Here is a 19705-nt window from a genome sequence, read left to right as displayed (position 1 = left end):
CGCGATTCCTGTTGCCGAAACACCGGATTCGCCGACCGATGGCATAGTTTGTGCCTGTGAGAACGAGCCTCATCTACCGCAACGGGACCGTCTACGAGGTCCTGATGCGCGGGTTGTACGGCAGGCATTACGCGGCTCGGTATCGCGCTATCGCGGAACTCGTCCCGGACGGTGCGAGCGTGGTCGATCTGTGCTGCGGGCCCGCGACGCTCTACACCCGCTACCTGCGCCACAAGTCGGTCGACTACACCGGCCTCGATCTGAACGAGCGCTTCGTCGCACGCGTGAACGAAGCGGGCGGGCGCGGGCGGGTGTGGAACCTGCGTTCCGGTGACCCGCTGCCCGCGGCCGATTTTGTCGTCATGCAGGCCAGCCTCTATCATTTTCTGCCCGAGCCGGGCCCCCTGCTCGATCGGATGCTCGCGGCGGCCACCGAGCGGGTGATCGTCGCCGAGCCGGTGCGCAACCTGGCCAGCAGCGCCAATCCGTTCCTCGCCACGATCGGCAAGCGGTTCACCGACGCGGGCGACGGCGAGCAGGCGCATCGCTTCACCGAGCGGACGCTGGATGAGTTCTTCACGCCGTACCGGCCGCGGGTCGCCCGGCAGTCACTGATCGCGGGCGGCAGGGAGAAGCTCTACGTCCTCACCGCGTGAGGCCGGATGTCGCGCGCCGGGCCGGCGCGCTCACACGGTGAAGGCGGTGACCGCGTCCACGACGCGGGCTACCTGCGCGTCGGTCAGATCCGGCCACAGCGGCAGGCGCACGACCGTTCCGGAGAACTCGGCGCTGCGCACACACGCGCGCGGCGTGCGGCCGAGCTTGAAGCCTGCCGGGCTGGAGTCGAGCGGGATGTAGTGGAACGGCGCGGAGATGCCGTGTGCGGCGAGATGCGCGATGAGGTCGTCGCGACGGCGCTCGGTCGGTGTCCGCAAGTAGTACAGGTGGGCGGTGTGCTCGCGATCGGCGGGCACGGACATCAGGCGCACGTCGTTGCGGCGGGCCCAATCCGGCAGGGCGGCGGCGTAGGCGTCCCATACCCGGTGCCGTCCGGCCTGAATGGTGTCGAACTCGTCCAATTGCGCGTCGAGCACGGCCGCGTTCAACTCGCTCGGCAAGTAGCTGGAGCCGATGTCCTGCCAGGAGTACTTGTCCACGGCTCCGCGCAGGAACCTGGCCCGGTCGGTGCCCTTCTCCCGGATGATCTCGGCGCGCGCCATCAGGATCTCGTCGGTGAGCAGCAGCGCCCCGCCCTCGCCGCAGTGCACGTTCTTGGTGTCGTGGAAACTGAGCGTGCCCATCGTGCCGATGGTGCCCAGTTTCCGGCCGCGCCAGGTGCCGCCGAGCCCGTGCGCGTTGTCCTCCACGACGGCGAAGCCGTGCGCGCCGGCCAAGTCGAGCAGGCCGGCCATATCGGCGGCGACGCCACCGTAGTGGATCACCACCACGGCCTTCGTCCGCTCGGTGATCAGGGCGGCCACCGACTGCGGGTCCAGGTTGCCGGTGGCCGGATCGATGTCGCCGAAAACGCAGGTCGCGCCGCGCAGCGCCATCGAGGTGGCGGTGGAGGTGAACGCGAAGCTGGGCACGATCACTTCGTCGTCGGGGCCCAACTCCAGCAGCAGGCCCGCCATTTCCAGCGCGGACGTGCAGGAGGTGGTGAGCAGGGCGTGCGGCGCGCCCGTGATCGCCTTCAGCTTCGCGGTGGCCGACGCGGTGAACTGTCCGTCGCCGTGGCTGTGATCGGAGGCGAGCACGGCCTCCAGGTTCGCTAATTCCCGGCGCGCCCGGTACGGGCGGCTGAAGATGACGCGGTCAGTGCTCAACCCGGTCGGTCCCCCTGCTGGCTGCGGTCGCGGTCGGTTCCGAAGTGTCGGCCGGACGCGGTGTCGGCGTCTCGACGGTGAGATAGAGCGGTTTGCCCACCAAGATGTGCAACGCGACGCCCAAGTACTCGGCGATGAGCCCGAGGGAGAACAGCACAGCGCCGGAGCACAGCAGCAACACCACGATGGTGGAGGCCCAGCCCTCGGGCGCCCAGCCGTCGGTGGTCAGCGCTTCGAACACGACGATCGCGGCCATCACGCCACCGGCCAGCGCCAGGGTGACGCCGAGCATGCTGACCAGCCGCAGCCCGCGGGTCCCGCTGCACAGCACCATCTTCCAGAACAAGGAGAACAGGCGGCGGTAGTTGTAGCCGGATTCCTCCCTGCCCTCGGCGCGCAACGTCACCGGCGCCTGCGCGACGGCGCCGACCACCCAGGTCAGCGCGACGTCCAGGTAGACGCCGTTGGAGGCGACCTCGGCCAGCTGCCTGCCGATGTCCCCGCGGATCAGCCGGTAGCTTTCGAACCGGGTGGAATCCGGGAAGGCGAACAGCGTCGCGAGCACCAGCTTGGCTCCGCGCGAGGTCAGATTGCGCAGGAATCCGTGCGGCCTGGTGTTGGTCGGCTTGGAGTAGACCAGATCGGCTCGCTGCGCCAAGGCCGTGTCCAGGAACGTGCTGATGAAGCCGGGATCGTGCTGGCCGTCCTCGTCCATGGTGACGATCCAGTCACCGGCCGCGACGGACATTCCGGCGATCGTCGCGGCGTCCTGACCGAAATTGCGGCTGAGCCAGACGGCGCGCACCGTGGGATAGGTCCGTTGCAGTTCCTGCAGGACCACATCGGAGCGGTCGGGACCGTGGTCGTGCACCAGAATGATCTCGGTGACGGCGAACGTGGTGCCGCCGGGTGTCTCGGCGGGGCGGGTGAGATCGTGCAGTTCGGCGACCAGACCGGCGATCGTGTCCTCGCCCCGATACACCGGCACGACCACCGACACCCGGTGCGGCCGGTCCACGCCGGGCCGTGCCGGGGCGCCGTTCGTCGCGGAGGCGCCGGAACGGAGTGCGCGGGCGGAGGGAATCGGCATCAGCTGGATCGACTTTCGATGACGGTGCGTGCCGGTACTCGTCGCAGAACTGCGGAGCCCGAACCGGTGTGGACTTTAGCACGGTGCGATATCCGGCTACCGGAGCAGCTGATCATGCCCTCATCTTGGTGGCGTCCACGACTCATGCCAAGCGGAGAGCCGCCCTGTAGGGTTTGGAACTCGTGACGGACAGTGCAGTGCCCGGCTCGCGGCCGGATGTCTATTCGCGGCGAGAGGTCTACCGGTGGGGGGTCATCACCGCGCTCGGAGTGGTCGCGGGTTACCTCGCTGTCCTGCTCGCCAACGCCCGCCATTTCTTCACCGACGACACCGAATCCCAGTACACCTCGCTGTGGGTGGGTCTCGGCCGTGCGCTGCGCGCCGGTGAGTTCCCGGTCATGGTGCCCGAGCAGTGGATGTCGGGCAACAACACCATGGACGACGCGGGCCTGTTCAACCCGCCGCAGCTGCTGATCGATCTGATCGCGCCCTCGGTGGACAACGTCGCGCTGTACGCCACCGTCGTGAAGCTGATCTTCTCGATCATCGCCGCACTCGGCGTCTACCGGATCTGCCTGGTCTACGGCGGGCGGCCCGCGTGGTCGGCGGTGGCGGGTATCGCGCTGCCGCTGTCGGGCTTCTTCCTGTTCTTCGACGAAGCCAGCTGGATGACCGCGCTCACCGGCACCGCGTGGATGGTGCACGCCTGGGCGGCCTCGGTGCGGTACACGCGAGGGCAGGGCGGCCCCATCCCGGTTTTCGTCTACCTGTATCTGACCATCTCGACGCAGTACATCTTCCCGGCGGTCGAAGCGGTGCTGATGCTGCTGGCGGTGGCCGTGGGTGAACTCGTCTACCAGCGCAAGTGGCAGCCGGTGCTCCGGCTGACCGTCGCGGCGGGCTGCGGCGGGCTCGCCGGCCTGCTGACCTTCCTGCCGAGCATGCTGTCGGCGAAGGTGACCTGGCGCGGCACCGCGCAGATCAACAACGACCAGTTCCTCACGGTGCCGTGGTCGGAGTCGCTGAACGCCAGCCTGCCCAGCTCGCTGCCCGCGTTCAGCTCGTGGTGGGGATACGTGCAGCCGCTGCCGGTCACCTACATCGCCTGGTTCCTGATCCCCGCGCTGGCGTTCGTCGACTGGCGCCGCGCCAGGGAAGCATGGAGGGAACTGAGCGCCGTCGCGATCTTCGCGATCATGATGCTGATGTGGACCGCAGGCCCCGGTTCGATCGGACCGCTGCGCTGGCCCGCGCGCGTACTCCCGATGCTGGCCATCGGCCTGCTCGTGCTGGTGTGCGTGCTGCTCGGCCGCTACGGGACGGCGCGCGATCCGAAGAACCGCGCCGTCGCGGCGGGCGTGCTGATCGGTCTGCTGTGGGTGCGCTCGTTCTCCGCCGATCCGCACGACGCGATCCGGCACGTGATCGCGGCGTTCGCGCTGGCCGCGCTGGTGACCGGGGCGGTGTGGCTCGGGCGCGCGAAGGGGACCGCGGCGGCGTGCGCGCTGACCATCGCCGCGATGTTCCCGATCGCCTATTTCCAGGTCGAAGCCGCGCAACCCACGCCGATGTCGTGGAACCTGCCCGTGCAGCGCTCGGTGGCGCAAGAGGCGTTCCCGGATTTCGCGGGCAACACCATCCAGCTGGGCGATCGCGGACTGTTGCAGCCGCAGGACAAGAGCATCGAGGGCGCCTACGGGTCGCTCGTCTTCGGCAACTACGCCCGCGGACTCGAACTGGACTACGTCAACGGCTACACCCCCAGCGGCCATTTCTACTTCGGTGAGCTGCTGTGCATGCGCTGGGACGGCAGCGTCTGCCCGGACGCCTACCGGCGGATGTTCGCACCGGAGCCCACCACCGGGCGGCCGCTGGTCGACCTGATGAACCTGGACCGCGTGGTGCTGCAACGAGCGCTGTTCCCGGACGCGCCGAACCAGGCGGCGCCCGAGGGCTGGAAGTGGGTCGACTATCCCGGGCACGAACGTTTCATCGCGGTATTGGAACGCGTGGGCGGCCCCATCTCGACGACGAACGGCCGCGTGACCGATGCGGCGAAGGTGCGCGCGACATCGATCTCCGAGACCGACACCACCAGCCGCGTGCGCGTGTCCTCGGCCGAAGGCGGCCGGATCGTGTTCGCCCGGCTGGGCTGGCCGGGATATCGGGTCACGCTGAACGGGAAGTCGCTGCCGATCACCACGGTCGCCAAATCGTTCATCGCGGTCGACGTTCCCGCGGGCACCCAGGACGCCGAGCTCGTGCTGACCTGGCGCCCGCCCGGGTGGAAGATCGGCATCGCCGCCGCGGTGGCGGGCGTGCTCGGCATCGGCGTCCTGCAATGGTTCCAGGTCCGGTCGCGCCGCCGCGACGAACCGGAGGAGCCCGGCGACGCCGAGGGCGCCGAGCCGGATCGTGAGCTGGCGGACGTCGTTTCGTGAAGACGAACGCGCGGCCGGTCGCCGCGGATTCCGCCGCGACGGGCGACGGGCCCGCGGCGGGGCTTCTGCTGCGGCTGGTCCGGCGCCAAGAGGTCGCGTTCGCCATGGTCGGCGCGTGCAACACCCTGCTCGGCATCGGGCTGACCGTCGCGTGGCTGGCGGTGCTGGGTGACGCGTGGCCGCCCGCCGTCTCGGTGGTGCTGGCCTACGCCGTGGGCATCGTCGTCGCCTTCGTCCTGCACCGGACCCTCGTATTCCGGGTCCGCGGCAGGCTGTTGCGCGACTTCGCGGCCTTCGTCGTGGTGAATTCCGGTGGCTTGCTGATGAATACGGTGCTGCTGTCGCTGGCCGTCTCGGTGCTGCACCTGCCGCGCATTCCGTCGGCGGTCGTGGTGATGGGCCTGGTCGCGGTCGGCAGTTTCTTCGGCCATCGCTACATCTCGTTCCGTCGCGGGCCCGAGGACGGGTCCGCGAGCGGGGCCGGATAGCGCGGTGGCGGACCGCATCCCGGCACTGGCTTGCCGGACGGGCGGACAGGTGCGGGTAGGGTCTGGGACTCGTGGCCGAACGTAGCACCATTTCTTCGCGAGAAGTCCGCACATGGGGCGTCATCACGGCGCTCGGGGTGATCGCGGGATACGGTGCGGTTCTAGTGGCCAACGTCCGGCACTTCTATACCGACGACACCGAATCGCAGTACGCGCCGCTGTGGGTGATGCTGGGGCGATACCTCCGCGAAGGACGGTTCCCGGCACTCGTACCCGAGCACTGGATGGCGGGCAACTACACCATCGAGGAAGCCGGGCTGCTCAATCCGCCGCAGTTGCTGATCGACCTGATCGCGCCTTCGGTGGACAACCTCGCGCTGTACGCCACCGTCGTGAAACTGATCTTCGCGATCATCCTCGCGCTCGGCGTCTACCGGATCTGCCTGGCCTACGGAGCGAAGGCGCCGTGGGCGGCGGTCGCGGGCGTCGCCATACCGTTCAGCGGATGGCTGCTGTTCTTCGACGAGGCCAGCTGGATGACGGCGTTCACCGGCACGGCTTGGATGGCGCACGCGTGGGCCTCCGGGGTGCGCTACGCGCGCGGGCGCAGCGGGCCGATTCCCACCTTCGTCTTCTTGTATCTGGCCATTTCGGTCCAATATGTCTTTCCCGCGGTGGAGGCCGGTCTGATGGTGGGCGCCGTCGCGATCGGCGAACTCGTCCATCAGAAGGCGTGGCGCCCGTCGCTGCGCCTGCTCACGGTCGCGGCGTGTGCCGCGGTGGCCGGATCGGCGACCTACCTGCCGAGCATGCTGTCGGCGAAGGTGACCTGGCGCGGCACCGCGCAGATCAACAACGACCAGTTCCTCACGGTGCCGTGGTCGGAGTCGCTGAACGCCAGCCTGCCCAGCACGTTGCCCGCGTTCAATTCGTGGTGGGGCTACGTGCAGCCGATGCCGGTGGTCTACATCGCCTGGTTCCTGATCCCCGCGCTGGCCTTCGTCGATTGGCGCAGGGCGCTCGGCTCGGCGCGCGAATTCGTCGCGCCCGCCCTGTTCGCAGTGATGGCGCTGATGTGGACAGCCGGTCCCGGCGCCATCGGCCCGTTGCGCTGGCCCGTCCGAGTGCTGCCGATGGTCGCGCTCGGCCTGCTGGTGCTCGTATGCGTGCTGCTCGGCCGCTTCGCGACCGTTCAGGACTGGCGGCGGCGCGGAATCGCGGCCGCGGTGCTGATCGGTCTGCTGTGGGTGCGCTCCTTCTCGGCCGCACCCCACGAGATGATCAGGCATGTCATCGCGGCGCTCGGTGTCGCGGCGCTCGGCGCCGTCGCGGTATGGCTCGGCCGCAGCCGTGGCGCGGCCGCCGCGTGCGCGCTGATCGTCGTCTCGGTGTTCCCGATCGCGTATCTGCAGGTGTGGGACGCGCAACCGACTCCGATGGGGTGGAATCTGCCGGAGAAGCGGTCGGAGATGAAGGCCGCGTTCCCGGATTTCCCCGGCACCACGCTGCAACTCGCGGACCGTATGCTCATCCCGCCGCCGGAACGGAACCTTTCCGGGGCGTACGGATCGCTGGTCTTCGGCAACTACGCGAAGGATCTCGAGCTGACCTACGTCAGCGGATACACCCCCAACGGGCACTACTGGTTCGGCGAGACGTTGTGCATGCGCTGGGACACCAGCGTCTGCCCCGATGCCTACCGCCGCGCGTTCGCGACGGAGCCGACCACCGGCCGGACCATCGTCGACCTGATGAAGGTCGACCGGGTGGTGCTGCATCGCGCCTTGTACCCGGACGCGCGCGACCAGCCCGCGCCCCCCGGCTGGAAATGGGTCGACTATCCGGGGCACGAGAAGTACATCTCGGTCCTGGAGCGCACCGACGGCCTGATCTCGACCCGTGACGGCCGGGTGGCGGCCGCCCAGGGCGTGACGGCCACATCGATCGGCGAATCGGATACGACCAGCCGGGTGCGGGTGAGTTCCCCGGACGGCGGGCGGATCGTGTTCGCCAGGCTCGGGTGGCCCGGTTACCGGGCGACGCTCGCCGGCCGGGAGATCCCCACCACGCTGGTAGGGAAAACCTTCGTGGCCGTCGATCTCCCGCCCGGCGCCTCCGGTGAGCTGGAGTTGTCCTGGCAGCCGCCGGGCTGGTGGATCGGCGTCGCCGCGGCACTGCTCGGGCTGCTCGGCCTCGGTCTGCTGGAGTGGGTGTACCTGCGTAGCAGGCGGCGGCTCGACCGGCCGATCGGCGAGAGCGGCGAGCCGTCCGCACCCGATGCCGCTGTGACACCGGAAACCGACTTGGCCGACGCCACCCGATGAGCGCGGGGGACGGAGCCGGGGCGGCATCGGAGGTGCGACGCTTCGATGCCGATGCCGATGCCGATGCCGATGCCGATGCCGATGCCGATGCCGATGCCGATGCCGATGCCGATGCCGATGCCGATGCCGCGACGAGCACGCCACCGCCCGCCGAGGCGGATGCCTCACTTCCCCCTGCCGCGGAACTCCCCGCCGACCCAGGCCCGTTGCTGCGTTTGGTGCGTCGCCAGGAGATCGCGTTCGCCGTCGTCGGCGTGGTGAACACGGGTCTGGGCATGGCGCTCACGGTGATGTGGCTGGCGGTGCTCGGCAACCGGGCGCCCGCCGCGCTCGCGCCCGCCCTGGCCTACAGCATCAGCGTGGTCGTCGCGTTCGTCCTGCACCGCACCCTGGTGTTCCGGGTGCGCGGGCGGCTGATGCGGGATTTCGCCGCGTTCGTCGCGGTGAACTCCGGCGGGCTGGTGCTGAACATGGTGCTGCTCCAGTTGGGGGTGTCGCTGCTGCACCTGCCCAGCATTCCGTCGGCGGTCGCCGTGATGGCGCTGGTGGCGGGCGCCAGCTTCTTCGGGCATCGCCACATCTCGTTCCGCCGCGCTCCCGCACTCGACGCGGACGGTTCCCGGTCCGGCACGGCGGGCAGGTAGGTTCCTCGTATGCCTGAGCACACCACTTTGGACGCCACACTGCTGAGCCTGCTGGCCTGCCCGCAGGACAAGGGCCCGCTGCGGCTGGTCCATGCCGCCGACGGCAGCGCGCTGCTCTACAACCCGCGCCTGCGCCGGGCATACCCGATCGAGAACGGCATCCCGGTCCTGCTCGTCGACGAGGCAAGGGACGTCACCGACGCCGAGCACGACGCGTTCACCGCCCAGCCCGACGCCTGACCCGCCGACCTCTCTTCTCACGACTCGCCCGCCGCCGGGCAACGGATGCGTCACGGTCGTTTTGCGGCCATTGACCGTTTGGAGCCGGTCCGCCATGATCATTTGCACTTCGCGACGGTCCACGCGCTCCAGCGAAGGGGCGCTGCGGCCGACCTGATGAGCGGCACAGGTGGCGTATGGGAGAGAGGTCGGGAACGTAATGAGCGCTTCGCGTTTACGTAACTGGACGGCTCGATGTGCGATCGCCTGCGGAGTCGCGGCGGCGGCATTCGCCACGGCGGTGCCCGCCCAGGCCGAACCGCTGTGGCCGGGCGGCCCGGACATCCCCGGTATGCCCGCGCTGATTCCGCCCCCGCCGCCCGTCGCGCCGTGCTCCACCGCGGCCCGCGCGTGCATGCGGCTGTCCACCGACGAAGCCTGGCTGATGGACGAGGGCAAGGTGGTCTACGGCCCCACGCCGATCTCGCACGGGATGCCGGGGTACGAGACGCCGCCCGGAGTCTTCCACGTGTCGTTCAAGAAGGAATTCCACTGGAGCACCATGCACAACGCTCCGATGCCGTACGCGACCTTCTTCAACGGCGACATCGCCTTCCACGTCGGCCCGATCGAGAAGAAGTCGCACGGCTGCGTCCGGATGACCCACGAGGGAGCCAAGGCGTTCTACGAATACCTCTGGCCCGGTGACGTCGTCGAGGTCGTGGAGTGACGGCTCCGGCGTGCCCCGGTGATCGCCGCGGTCATGGGGACGCCGGTCCCCGGCCGATGTCTCCTGTGAGGTAGCGCTGCAGCGTCGGGCCCACCGCGGTGACCAGGTCGGCCACGGGCATCGAGGCCAGCGGTTCGACCCCGACGATCTTGCGGCCCACCAGCACACCGAGCATCTGCGACGCGACCAGGCCGATCCGGACCCGGCCGTCGTCCTCCGGGGTGGCGATGCGCAGGCGGACGCGCTCCAGCACCACCTCCAACAGGAATCTCCTGGCCAGGGACGGGTCGTCGTTGCCGGACAGGATGCTGCGCACCACGGCGACGACGCCGGGCCCCGCGGGGGAGTCCCACACCCCGACCACCGCGCGAATGATGGTCTCGCCCAAGCGATCCAGCGGCGCGGCATCGATGATGCGCAGTGTCGTCTCGGGATTCACCGGGAATTCCACCACCGCGGCGAAAAGTTGCTGCTTGGTGCCGAAGTAGTGATGCACGAGGGCCGGATCCACCCCAGCGTCGGTGGCGACCGCGCGCACCGAGGTCTTGTCGAAGCCCGCGTCGGCGAAACGCGCGCGGGCGGCCGCGAGGATGGCCTCGCGGGCGCCCGATCGCCCCGGTCGGCGGCCCGTGCGGGTAGGCCGCTCGTTGCCGCCGGAGCCGTTGCCTGCCGTCATGTGGTCCGCCGTCGTAGCGTGGCAGCGCCCAGGCACAGGGCGACGATCGCGAACCCGGCGACAACGGCCAGATCACGCCACATCTGGCCGGTGACCTCCGGATGCGTCGAAACCTGCTGTAGTGCGTCGACCGCGTAGCTCAACGGCATCACGTTGCTGATCACCTCCAGCCAGTCGGGCAGCTGGCCGCGGGGAACGAGCAGGCCGCACAGGAAGATCTGCGGCGCGACCACGACCGGCATGAACTGTACGGCCTGGAATTCGGTGCGCGCGAACGCGCTTGCCAGCAGACCCAGCGCCACCCCGCACACCGCGTCGACCACCGCGATCAGCACCACCCAGCTCGGACTGCCCGCCGCGTCGAGCCCGAGCAGCCCGAAGGAGACCAGACAGGCGACGACGGCTTGCGCGGCCGCGGCCAGCGAGAACGCGGTGCCGTAACCGGCGAGCAGATCGAGTTTCGACAGCGGTGTCGACAGCAGCCGCTCCAGCGTGCCCGAGGTGCGTTCGCGCTGCATGGCGATCGCGGTGATCAGGAACATCACGATGAACGGCAGGATGCCGAGCATGCTGATGCCGACCCGGTCGAACAGCGAGACGGGGTTCAGCGGGTTGGTCGGGGTGTCCTTGTAGATGAAATACAGCAGCGCCATCAGCAGCGCGGGGACCACCAGGATCATGGCGACGGTGCGGTGGTCGTTGCGCAGCTGACGCAGGATGCGGCCGGTGGTAGCGGCGTAGGGGCGCAGCGTCGGTGTCCGCCGGGGCGCGGCGTCCATGGTGGCGGTCATGCGTTCTGTCCCATCGTGATCAGGGTGAGGAAGGCGGTCTCCAGGTTCTGCTCGCCGGTCTGCGCGCGCAGTTCGTCGGGGCTGAGCTGGGCGAGCAACTGCCCCTCGCGCATCAGCAACAGCCGGTCGCAGTGCTCGGCCTCGTCCATGACGTGGCTGGACACCAGCAGCGTCGTCCCGTTCGAGGCCAGTTCGTGGAACTGCTTCCACAGTTCGACGCGCAGCACGGGATCGAGGCCGACGGTCGGTTCGTCCAGAACCAGCAGATCGGGCTGGGCGACCAGCGCGCACGCCAGGGACGCGCGGGTCTTCTGCCCGCCGGAGAGCTCGTCGCCGCGCTGGCGGGCGTGATCGGTCAGACCGACCGCCGTGATCGCGTCGTCGACGTCGGCGCGGTCGCGGCCGTAGAGCGCGGCGAAGTACGCGACGTTCTCGCGGACGCTGATGTCGTTGTAGATGCTCGGCGCCTGGGTGACGTAGCCGATCAGGTGGCGCAGCGCCGCGGAGCCCGCCGGGCGTCCGAGCGCGCTGACGTCGCCCGATTCGATGATCTGCGTGCCGACGATGCTGCGCATCAGCGTGGTCTTGCCGCATCCCGACGGGCCGAGCAGCCCGGTGATCGACCCGCGCGGGATGGTCAGCGAGACGTCGTGCAGTACTTCGCGGCCGCCGCGACGGACCCGCAGGTTCCGTACCTCGACGGCGGGGGATGGGATGGCTTGCGACACGGTCGCCTCAATTCATCGAGTGTTGAATTCACTATGTGATGAATTTAGCGCGCCCGCGCTGAACAGGCAAGAGCGTCGGTCGGGGAGTCAGTGGCCGTGGTGCGCCGGCGGGGTCCCCGGTGCCTGGCCCGGGTTCACGACGACGAACTGGCCCATCATTCCGAGGTCTTCGTGCCAGAGCAGGTGGCAGTGGTACATGTAGGGCGCGTCCGGATCGGCCGGGCCGTCGAAGCGCATGGCCAATCGCGCCGTGCTGCCCGGTGGCAGGAAGACGGTGTCCTTCGGGCCGGTCAGCGCCGCCGGTGGCGGGGCGTCGTCCACCGCGAGCACGCGGAATCGCACGTCGTGGATGTGGAAGTTGTGCGGCATGCCGTCGCCGTTGCGCACCACCCACGTCTCCGTGGTGCCGCGCGTCACCGCGAAATCGATCCGGTCGATGACCATCGGGGTGCCGTTGATCCCGGCGAGGTTCAGGTCGAAATTCCGTTCCCGGACCGAATCGCCGGCGTCCGGGGTGCTGGGAGGAGCCAGGGCCGCGGGCAGCTCCGGCGACGGCCGCAGCGTCTCGGCCGCGCGCAGTTCCAAGATGTCGAAGGTGTCGTCACCCCCGGCGAAACGCTGTGTCCAGAAATCGAGTCCGGCGTCGAGTTCACCGGAGCGCAATACGGTGCGCTCGCCAGGTCGCATCCGCACCACGATCTCGGCGCGTTCACCCGGCGACAGCCGCAGCCGATCCTGGGTGCTCGGCCGTTCGGTGAAGCCGCCGTCGGTGGCGACGAGCGCGAACGGGCGCCCGTCGGAGAATTCGAAGGTGTAGATCCGCGCGGTGGAGGCGTTGAGCAGGCGCAGCCGGACCAGTTCGTCGCCGACGTTCCGGTACGGCGCGAGCGTGCCGTTGACCATCGTCCGGTCGCCGAGGAAACCGACATCGCGGAACATTCCGTGCGAGGAGTCGAACGCCGCGCCGTCGAACTTCACGTCCTGCACGATCACCGGCAGATCGTCCACGCCGTAGGTGGAGGGGAGCGCCAGGGAGGTGGACACGTCGTCGTCGAGCAGGAACATGCCCGCCAACCCACGGCGCACGTGGGTTTCGGTCGCGCCGTGCGGATGCGGGTGGTACCACAGCGTCGCGGCGGGTTGATCGACGGTCCACTGCGGTGTCCACGCGGCGCCGGGCGCCACCGTCTGGTGCGGGCCGCCATCCATCGCGGCGGGCAGGTGCATGCCGTGCCAGTGCACGGTGGAGGCCTCCGGCAGGGTGTTGCGCACGGTCACCGCCACCTTCTCCCCGCGCCGCGCCCGCAGTGTCGGACCGAGATAGTCGCCGTTGAACCCCCAGGTCGGCGTGGCCCGGCCGGGAAGGAACTCCCGTTGCCCGGCGCGCATGTCGAGTTCGAACGTGCGCGTGCCGTCGGCGCCGACCCGCGACGGAGCCAGCGCGGGTACGGCCAGTTCGTTGCGGAATTCCGTCTTGCCAACGGTGGATACGGCCGCCCCGGCGTACACCCATGCGACACCACCGAGGACCAGGACCGACAATGCCGCGAGGCAGCCGAGAACGAGGAACAACCGCCTGCGCGGCCGGGAATCCGAAGACATGGACCGACGGTAGAAATCCGCGGTGCCACAACACATCCGGAAGCGTCCCGATTTCGTCCCCGATCCCGCCCCTGATACCCGTGCCGCGGCCTCAGGGTGCGCGCGGGATTCGCTCGGCCGACCGCGCCCGTCGAATGTGACCCAGAACACACTGTCGGGTGTCACGTTCCGGACCGCTCAGCTGTCCCATGGTCGTCACCATCCGCCAACACTGCCTCGGTGACCCGACCATTGGAGCACTGTCATGAACACCGCACATCGGATCGTCATCCTCGGCGGCGGCTACACCGGCATGCTGGCCGCCGTGCGGCTGGCCCGGCGCACCCGTGCGCTGGACGTCCGGATCACGCTGGTCAACCCCTCGGCGCGATTCACCGAGCGCCTGCGCATGCACCAGGTGGCCGCGGGCCAAGAGCTGGCGGACCACCGGATCCCCGCGCTGCTGGAAGGCACCGGCGTCGCCTTCGTCCAGGGCTGGGTCACGGCCATCGACCCGATGGCTCGAGCGGTCACCGTCGACGGTGCCACTCGCCTTCCCTATGACGAGTTGATCTACGCGCTGGGCAGCACCGCCGACACGAGCATCGTGCCCGGTGCCGCCGACCATGCGTGGACCCTGGACAACCCCGCCACCGCACACCGATTCGGCCGGCGCCTCGCCGAGGTGGCGGCGCGCGGCGGCACGGTCGCGGTCTGCGGCGGCGGCTTGACCGGCATCGAGGCGGCGGCCGAGATCGCCGAGAGCCATCCCGGCGCGCGCGTGACGCTGATCAGCAGCGGGGAGCCCGGCGCCATGATGGGCACGAAGGCCCGCGCCTACCTGCATCGGGCACTCGATCGGCTCGGTGTCATCCGGCAGACCGGCCGGGCCGTGGTGAAGGTGCTGCCCGACGCGGTCGAACTGGCCGGCGGGGAACTCGTGCACACCGACCTGACCCTGTGGACGGCCGGTGTCCGCGTCTCCCCACTGGCCGCGCAGGCTGGGATCGAGACCGACCCGCACGGGTTGATCGTGGTCGACCCGACCCTGAAGTCGGTGTCGCACCCTACGATTCACGCCATCGGCGACGCCGCCGCGGTCCGCCAGGCGTGGGGGCGGATCCACGGCACCTGCCAGAGCGGGATGCCGACCGCCGCCTACACCGCGGACGTCATCGCGCGGCAGCTGCGCGGCAAGCGGGTTCGTCCGTTCCGCTTCGGTTATTTCCACCAGCCGGTCAGCATCGGGCGCAAGGACGCGGTCATCCAGTTCACCAAGGCCGACGACCGTCCGCGCCGCGGCTACCTGACCGGACGCGCCGCCGTCCGCTACAAGGAGGCCGTCAGCGGCAGCCCGGTGCCGGTCTTCACGCTGAGCAAGCGGATGACGGTGTCGGTCACGCTGTCCAAAGGTGGCCGGGCAACCCGGAGAATCTAGCCATGGCCGACCCGACATCCGAGCAGGATCCTTTTCTCGAGCACCGGCGTCTGTTGTTCGCCACCGCGTACCGGATGCTGGGCACCGTCACCGACGCGGAGGACGTCCTCCAAGACGCCTGGCTGAAGTGGAACGAGACCGACCGCTCCACGGTGCGTCAGCCCAAGTCCTACCTGGTGCGGGCGGTCACCAACCTGTCGCTCAACCGGCTCACCTCGGCCAGGGCCACTCGCGAGAGCTATGTCGGGCCCTGGCTTCCCGAGCCGTTGCTCACCTCACCGAACGTCGCCGAGGAGACCGAATTGGCCGACACCGTCTCCACCGCGATGCTGGTGGTCCTGGAAACACTCGGTCCCGTCGAACGCGCGGTCTTCCTGCTGCGCGAGGTCTTCGGCTACACGCACGCCGAGATCGCCGAGACCCTGGACCGGCCGGAGGCCGCGATCCGGCAGATCGCGCACCGCGCCAAGCGGCACGTGCAATCCCGCCGACCGCGTTTCGACACCGACAAGGCCGAACGCGACCATGTCACCGCCCGGTTCATGGCCGCGTGTTCGGGCGGCGACCTCAACGCGCTGATGGATCTGCTCGCCCCGGATGTCACCTCGTGGTCGGACGGCGGCGGCGTGGTCACCGCGGCGCGCCGGCCGTTGTACGGACCCGACCACGTGGCGCGCTGGATACTCGGCGTGCTGGCCAAGCCGATCGTCGCCGGATTCGTGCTCGAACCCGCGCACATCAACGGTGAACTCGGCGCGCTGGCGCTCATCGATGGGAATCCGGTGGCCGTGTTCACCTACGACATCGCGGACGGACGGATCCAGAACCTCCGGTTCCAGGTCAACCCGTACAAGCTGAAGGGCCTCTCCATGGGCACCGACACGCTGGGGTGACGGCGGTCGTTCTAGGCTTCAGCCGTGACCGACCAGAGCGCCCTGTCCGCCGACGGCGGGCAGCTGCGGGCCTCGACGCTCGAACTGTTCTTCGATCTCGTCTTCGTCCTCACCATCACCCAGCTCTCGCACGTCTACACGCATCATCCGGGCTTCCAGGCGCTCGTCCAGGTCGCGCTGCTGTTCGGACTGGTCTGGTGGATGTATTCCGGCTACGTCTGGCTCACCAACGAGGTCGCCCCGAACAGTTCCAGCAGGCGGACCTGGCTGCTGGTGGGCATGTTCGCGTTCTTCGTTCTCGCCTTGGCGATCCCGGATGCGTTCCACGGCACCGGCATAGCGTTCGGCTTCGGGTACGTCCTGGTCACCGCCGTTCACACCGCGCTGTTCGCCTCGGCGGGCGGGGCATCGGCGGCGATCGCGATCCGCAGGCTCGCGCCGCTCAACGCCCTGGCCGCCGCGCTCGTACTGGCAGGCGGGTTCGTGCACGACTGGATGCAGTACGCCTGTTGGACCGTCGCGTTCACGGTGCAGGTGATCAGCCCCTATCTGGTCGACACGCGCGACTTCGTGATCCGAGCGCGCCACTTCTGCGAGCGGCACGGGCTGGTCGTGATCGTCGCGATCGGCGAATCCATCGTCGCCGTCGGCGCCGGGCTGGCCGGAGAGAAGATCACCCCGCAGTTGATCGCCACCGTGGGCCTCGGCCTGGGCCTGGCCTACGTCCTGTGGTGGGCGTATTTCGGCGTCGACGACGAACGCGGCGAGCACGCGCTGGCCGCGGTGCCGGACCGGGAACGTTCCCGGCCCGCTCTGCTGGCCTACGGCTACTCCCTGTACCCGCTGCTGATCGGCGTCATCGTGGCCGCGGCGGGCATTCAGATGAGCGTCGCCCGCGGCGACGAAGCGACCTCCGTCGCCGTGGCCGCCGCGCTCTCCGGCGGCGTCGCGCTGTACTTCCTCGGCCAGTTCTTCTTCCGCCTGACCCTGCGGCTGCCGCGCCCATGGGCGCGCTTGCTCGCGGCGCTCGCGGTGGCGGCGACAACGCCGATCGGCATCTTCTGGGTGTCGTGGGCCCAATTGGTCGCGATCGTCGTCGTGGGCTACGCCGCGGTCATCGCCGACGACCTGCTCACGCTGCGGTCCGGCGAGCACAGTACGTACTTCTGAGTGCCGTGGTCGCCGTCCGTCCGGGTTCCTCGGGCGGACTTGCGTTTTCGGCTCGTAGCCGGGTGTCCCGGCCTGCGCGCGAACGCGTTCCGCGCACTCGGCGTTGCTTCTACCCGCGCGATCGCCCGCGCCGAGGGCGGTACGGTCGCCGAGCGGCTGTGGATCGGGGCCGGCGCCGGACCACCCGGTGCGCCTGCGGGCGCCGGGCCGCAGCCTGCGCTGAGGCGAGGAACGGCCCTGACCGACAGCCTTGCCACTCGCCCGTGCCGCGGTCGAGGACAATGGCGGCTGTGTGTGCCAAGCCTGTCGAGGAACTCGCGGTCGAACCACCCGCTGCCGCCCGGCGTCTGCTCGGGGCGACCCTGTGGTCGGGCCCGGTCGGTGTCCGGATAGTCGAAGTCGAGGCCTACGGGGGAGACCCGGCCGGGCCATGGCCGGATCCGGCATCGCATTCCGGGCGCGGCCGGACCAAGCGCAACGACGTGATGTTCGGTCCCGCCGGTGTGCTGTACGTCTACCTCAGCTACGGCATGCACACCTGCATCAACGTGACGAGCGGCCCGGATGGGGTCGCCAGCGCCGCGCTGATCCGCTCCGGCGAGGTTGTCGAGGGGCTGGAGACGGTGCGCGAAAGGCGCCCCGGAGCTCGAAGCGACCTCGACATGGCCCGCGGCCCGGGCAACCTCGGCAGCGCGCTGGGAATCACGTTGAGCGACTATGGAACCCCGCTGTTCGATCCGGCGTCACCGATTCGGCTCGAGTTGCACGATCCGATCGCGGACGCCGAGATCGCCAGTGGTCCGCGGGTCGGGGTCAGCAGCGCGGCGGACCTGCCATGGCGTTTCTGGCTTCCGGGTTCGCGGGCGGTGTCGGTCTACCGGCGCAGTCCGCGTGCTCCGCTGCCCACCGAGAAGTCGGCTTGAGCACGGCGACAGCATCGTCGCGGTGCGGGAAACCCTGTGGCGGCGAGCGCTCGCGCACGCGCACGGCAGAGTCGTCGGCGCACAGCAAAATCGTTCGACTCACGCCGTGCCGCGCCACGACACTGAGGTGCGCACGAAGCCCCGGATCCGGTGCGGAAAGATAGGACAACGTGAGCGGCGACATCATCGACGAACTGACCTGGCGCGGACTGATCGCGCAGTCCACCGATCTGGATGCCCTGCGCGCGGCAGCGGCCGCCGGGCCGCTGACCCTGTACGCAGGCTTCGATCCCACCGCAGCCAGCTTGCACGCGGGACACCTCGTGCCGTTGCTCGCACTGAAGCGTTTCCAGCGCGCCGGACATCGCCCCATCGTGCTGGCCGGTGGCGCCACGGGGCTGATCGGTGACCCGCGCGACGTCGGCGAGCGGACCATGAATTCCACCGATACCGTCGCGGGCTGGGCCGGGCGGATCCGCTCCCAGCTGGAGCGCTTCGTCGACCTGGACGACTCGCCGACAGGTGCGGTCATCGTCGACAATATGGAGTGGACCGGGCGGCTGTCCGCGGTCGACTTCCTGCGCGATATCGGCAAGCACTTCTCGGTGAACGTCATGCTGGCGCGCGACACCATCAAGCGGCGGCTGGACGGCGAGGGCATCTCCTACACCGAGTTCAGCTACATGCTCCTGCAGGCCAACGACTACTTGCAGTTGCGTCGCGACTACGGCTGCACGCTGCAGGTGGGCGGCTCCGACCAGTGGGGCAACATCATCGCGGGCGTCGAACTCAACCGGCGGGTGGACGGCGCGTCCGTGCACGCCCTGACCGTTCCGCTGGTGACCTCCGCGGACGGCAAGAAGTTCGGCAAGTCCACCGGCGGCGGCAGCCTGTGGCTCGATCCCGAGATGACCAGCCCCTACGCCTGGTACCAGTACTTCGTGAACACGGCCGACGCCGACGTGGTGCGGTACCTGCGCTGGTTCACCTTCCTGTCCCGCGAGGAACTCGATGAACTCGAGCGGGCGACCGCAGAGCGACCGCATGCCAGGGAAGCGCAGCGCAGGCTCGCCGCCGAGATGACGACCCTGGTACACGGGGAGGCCCATACCCGTGCGGTGCAGCTGGCCAGCCAAGCGTTGTTCGGTCGCGGTGAACTCCGCGAGCTCGACGAGGCGACGCTCGGCGCGGCCCTGCGCGAAGCGGCGGTCGACGGTGAGGTCGCGCAGATCAAAGCCGGCGAGCCGAGCACCATCGTGGATCTGCTCGTCGCCACCGGCCTCTCCGAAAGCCGCGGCGCCGCGCGCCGCGCGGTGAACGAAGGTGGCGCCTCGGTGAACAACGTGAAGATCGCCGATATCGAGTGGACCCCGGCGGATGCCGACTACCTGCACGGACGCTGGCTCGTCCTGCGGCGCGGGAAGAAGAACCTCGCGGGGGTTCTGCGGGCAGGTGCATGAAGATCGCGGTGGCTTGAATCACATCCGTGTGATTCAAGCCGGCCATCACTGCGGTCCCATGCTCTTGACCTGCGGAAACGCCAGCTTGTCCAGGCGATTTGACGTAGCGTTTCCCGCCGCGTAACTTTATCCAAGTCAGAGCGACACGGACACCAACCCGGAGCCGAAGCGAGGCGGAGACGCCGAGCGGGACCGGGAAACGAGGTAGTACGAGGAGCGCCTGGTAGCTCAGTGCAATGTGGATCATCCGATAGTCTTGACTTCGGTGGACTGCTTGCTTAGA

The 19705-nt window shown here is 69.2% G+C and carries 18 protein-coding genes; 12 read left to right on the top strand and 6 right to left on the bottom strand.

The window, feature by feature from the left end; all coding sequences use genetic code 11:
• Nucleotides 1–56 precede the first annotated feature (56 nt).
• Entirely contained in the window at nucleotides 57–656 is a 600-nt protein-coding gene (locus NG1_RS13570) for a class I SAM-dependent methyltransferase (RefSeq protein WP_062970718.1), read from the top strand.
• Nucleotides 657–686: 30 nt separating this feature from the next.
• On the opposite strand, the gene rffA is transcribed toward NG1_RS13570, so the two are convergent.
• Together rffA and NG1_RS13560 are read right to left on the bottom strand one after the other, a co-directional pair.
• The gene (rffA, locus tag NG1_RS13565; protein ID WP_062970716.1) at nucleotides 687–1826 is read right to left on the bottom strand and encodes a dTDP-4-amino-4,6-dideoxygalactose transaminase; all 1140 of its coding nucleotides are present in this window, start codon (nucleotides 1824–1826) and stop codon (nucleotides 687–689) included.
• Nucleotides 1816–2916 carry a glycosyltransferase gene (locus NG1_RS13560; RefSeq protein ID WP_083863363.1) on the bottom strand — a complete coding sequence of 367 codons (1101 nt, stop codon included), beginning with the start codon at nucleotides 2914–2916 and terminating at the stop codon, nucleotides 1816–1818. The genes rffA and NG1_RS13560 overlap by 11 nt, the downstream gene beginning before the upstream one ends.
• 269 nt (nucleotides 2917–3185) lie before the next feature.
• Between NG1_RS13560 and NG1_RS13555 the strand changes: the two genes are divergently transcribed.
• From NG1_RS13555 to NG1_RS13530, 6 genes are all read left to right on the top strand, one after another.
• Entirely contained in the window at nucleotides 3186–5357 is a 2172-nt protein-coding gene (locus tag NG1_RS13555; RefSeq protein ID WP_063910344.1) for a putative glycosyltransferase family protein, read from the top strand.
• Nucleotides 5354–5845, top strand: a complete 492-nt coding sequence (locus NG1_RS13550) for a GtrA family protein (protein ID WP_062970713.1) — start codon at nucleotides 5354–5356, stop codon at nucleotides 5843–5845. Before NG1_RS13555 ends, NG1_RS13550 begins: the two co-directional genes overlap by 4 nt.
• 71 nt (nucleotides 5846–5916) lie before the next feature.
• The gene (locus NG1_RS13545) at nucleotides 5917–8169 is read left to right on the top strand and encodes a hypothetical protein (RefSeq protein ID WP_062970711.1); all 2253 of its coding nucleotides are present in this window, start codon (nucleotides 5917–5919) and stop codon (nucleotides 8167–8169) included.
• A 32-nt stretch (nucleotides 8170–8201) separates the two neighbouring features.
• Nucleotides 8202–8813 (top strand): GtrA family protein, encoded by a 612-nt coding sequence (locus NG1_RS13540; protein WP_245659891.1) that lies wholly within the window; start codon nucleotides 8202–8204, stop codon nucleotides 8811–8813.
• Nucleotides 8814–8822: 9 nt separating this feature from the next.
• The gene (locus NG1_RS13535; protein WP_062970709.1) at nucleotides 8823–9053 is read left to right on the top strand and encodes a Trm112 family protein; all 231 of its coding nucleotides are present in this window, start codon (nucleotides 8823–8825) and stop codon (nucleotides 9051–9053) included.
• Between the two features lie 199 nt (nucleotides 9054–9252).
• Nucleotides 9253–9762 carry a L,D-transpeptidase gene (locus tag NG1_RS13530; RefSeq protein ID WP_062970708.1) on the top strand — a complete coding sequence of 170 codons (510 nt, stop codon included), beginning with the start codon at nucleotides 9253–9255 and terminating at the stop codon, nucleotides 9760–9762.
• A 31-nt stretch (nucleotides 9763–9793) separates the two neighbouring features.
• Here NG1_RS13530 and NG1_RS13525 read toward each other — a convergent pair whose 3' ends face one another.
• The 4 genes from NG1_RS13525 to NG1_RS13510 form a co-directional block, all read right to left on the bottom strand.
• Nucleotides 9794–10438, bottom strand: a complete 645-nt coding sequence (locus NG1_RS13525; RefSeq protein ID WP_062970706.1) for a TetR/AcrR family transcriptional regulator — start codon at nucleotides 10436–10438, stop codon at nucleotides 9794–9796.
• A complete protein-coding gene (locus tag NG1_RS13520; RefSeq protein ID WP_062970704.1) occupies nucleotides 10435–11229 on the bottom strand; it encodes an ABC transporter permease in 795 nt (264 codons plus the stop codon). The genes NG1_RS13525 and NG1_RS13520 overlap by 4 nt, the downstream gene beginning before the upstream one ends.
• Nucleotides 11226–11957 carry an ABC transporter ATP-binding protein gene (locus tag NG1_RS13515; protein WP_062970702.1) on the bottom strand — a complete coding sequence of 244 codons (732 nt, stop codon included), beginning with the start codon at nucleotides 11955–11957 and terminating at the stop codon, nucleotides 11226–11228. The genes NG1_RS13520 and NG1_RS13515 overlap by 4 nt, the downstream gene beginning before the upstream one ends.
• Before the next feature lie 87 nt (nucleotides 11958–12044).
• Complete coding sequence (locus NG1_RS13510) at nucleotides 12045–13559, bottom strand: multicopper oxidase family protein (RefSeq protein WP_062970700.1); 1515 nt, start codon at nucleotides 13557–13559, stop codon at nucleotides 12045–12047.
• A gap of 244 nt (nucleotides 13560–13803) precedes the next feature.
• Here NG1_RS13510 and NG1_RS13505 point away from each other — a divergent pair, with 244 nt between their 5' ends.
• The 5 genes from NG1_RS13505 to tyrS all read left to right on the top strand — a co-directional run bounded on the left by NG1_RS13505 (nucleotide 13804) and on the right by tyrS (nucleotide 19422).
• Nucleotides 13804–14976 carry an NAD(P)/FAD-dependent oxidoreductase gene (locus NG1_RS13505; RefSeq protein ID WP_062970698.1) on the top strand — a complete coding sequence of 391 codons (1173 nt, stop codon included), beginning with the start codon at nucleotides 13804–13806 and terminating at the stop codon, nucleotides 14974–14976.
• 2 nt (nucleotides 14977–14978) lie between these two features.
• A complete protein-coding gene (locus tag NG1_RS13500; RefSeq protein ID WP_062970696.1) occupies nucleotides 14979–15869 on the top strand; it encodes an RNA polymerase sigma-70 factor in 891 nt (296 codons plus the stop codon).
• A 24-nt stretch (nucleotides 15870–15893) separates the two neighbouring features.
• A complete protein-coding gene (locus NG1_RS13495; protein WP_062970694.1) occupies nucleotides 15894–17039 on the top strand; it encodes a low temperature requirement protein A in 1146 nt (381 codons plus the stop codon).
• A gap of 281 nt (nucleotides 17040–17320) precedes the next feature.
• Nucleotides 17321–17962, top strand: coding sequence for a DNA-3-methyladenine glycosylase (locus NG1_RS13490; RefSeq protein ID WP_062970692.1), 642 nt, complete (start codon nucleotides 17321–17323; stop codon nucleotides 17960–17962).
• Nucleotides 17963–18132: 170 nt separating this feature from the next.
• Nucleotides 18133–19422 carry a tyrosine--tRNA ligase gene (gene tyrS, locus NG1_RS13485; protein ID WP_062970690.1) on the top strand — a complete coding sequence of 430 codons (1290 nt, stop codon included), beginning with the start codon at nucleotides 18133–18135 and terminating at the stop codon, nucleotides 19420–19422.
• Nucleotides 19423–19705 lie beyond the last annotated feature (283 nt).

It is taken from the genome of Nocardia gamkensis NBRC 108242 (assembly GCF_001612985.1).
In the GTDB taxonomy this organism is placed as follows: domain Bacteria; phylum Actinomycetota; class Actinomycetes; order Mycobacteriales; family Mycobacteriaceae; genus Nocardia; species Nocardia gamkensis.
This window is presented reverse-complemented; position numbering and strand designations above follow the sequence as displayed.

Bases quoted from the DNA above. Each gene is read 5' to 3' on its own strand.
- NG1_RS13510 (WP_062970700.1), bottom strand. From the start codon at position 13,559: ATGTCTTCGGATTCCCGGCCGCGCAGGCGGTTGTTCCTCGTTCTCGGC.
- NG1_RS13560 (WP_083863363.1), bottom strand. From the start codon at position 2,916: ATGCCGATTCCCTCCGCCCGCGCACTCCGTTCCGGCGCCTCCGCGACG.
- NG1_RS13525 (WP_062970706.1), bottom strand. From the start codon at position 10,438: ATGACGGCAGGCAACGGCTCCGGCGGCAACGAGCGGCCTACCCGCACG.
- NG1_RS13500 (WP_062970696.1), top strand. From the start codon at position 14,979: ATGGCCGACCCGACATCCGAGCAGGATCCTTTTCTCGAGCACCGGCGT.
- NG1_RS13490 (WP_062970692.1), top strand. From the start codon at position 17,321: ATGGCGGCTGTGTGTGCCAAGCCTGTCGAGGAACTCGCGGTCGAACCA.
- NG1_RS13505 (WP_062970698.1), top strand. From the start codon at position 13,804: ATGAACACCGCACATCGGATCGTCATCCTCGGCGGCGGCTACACCGGC.
- NG1_RS13530 (WP_062970708.1), top strand. From the start codon at position 9,253: ATGAGCGCTTCGCGTTTACGTAACTGGACGGCTCGATGTGCGATCGCC.
- NG1_RS13535 (WP_062970709.1), top strand. From the start codon at position 8,823: ATGCCTGAGCACACCACTTTGGACGCCACACTGCTGAGCCTGCTGGCC.
- NG1_RS13520 (WP_062970704.1), bottom strand. From the start codon at position 11,229: ATGACCGCCACCATGGACGCCGCGCCCCGGCGGACACCGACGCTGCGC.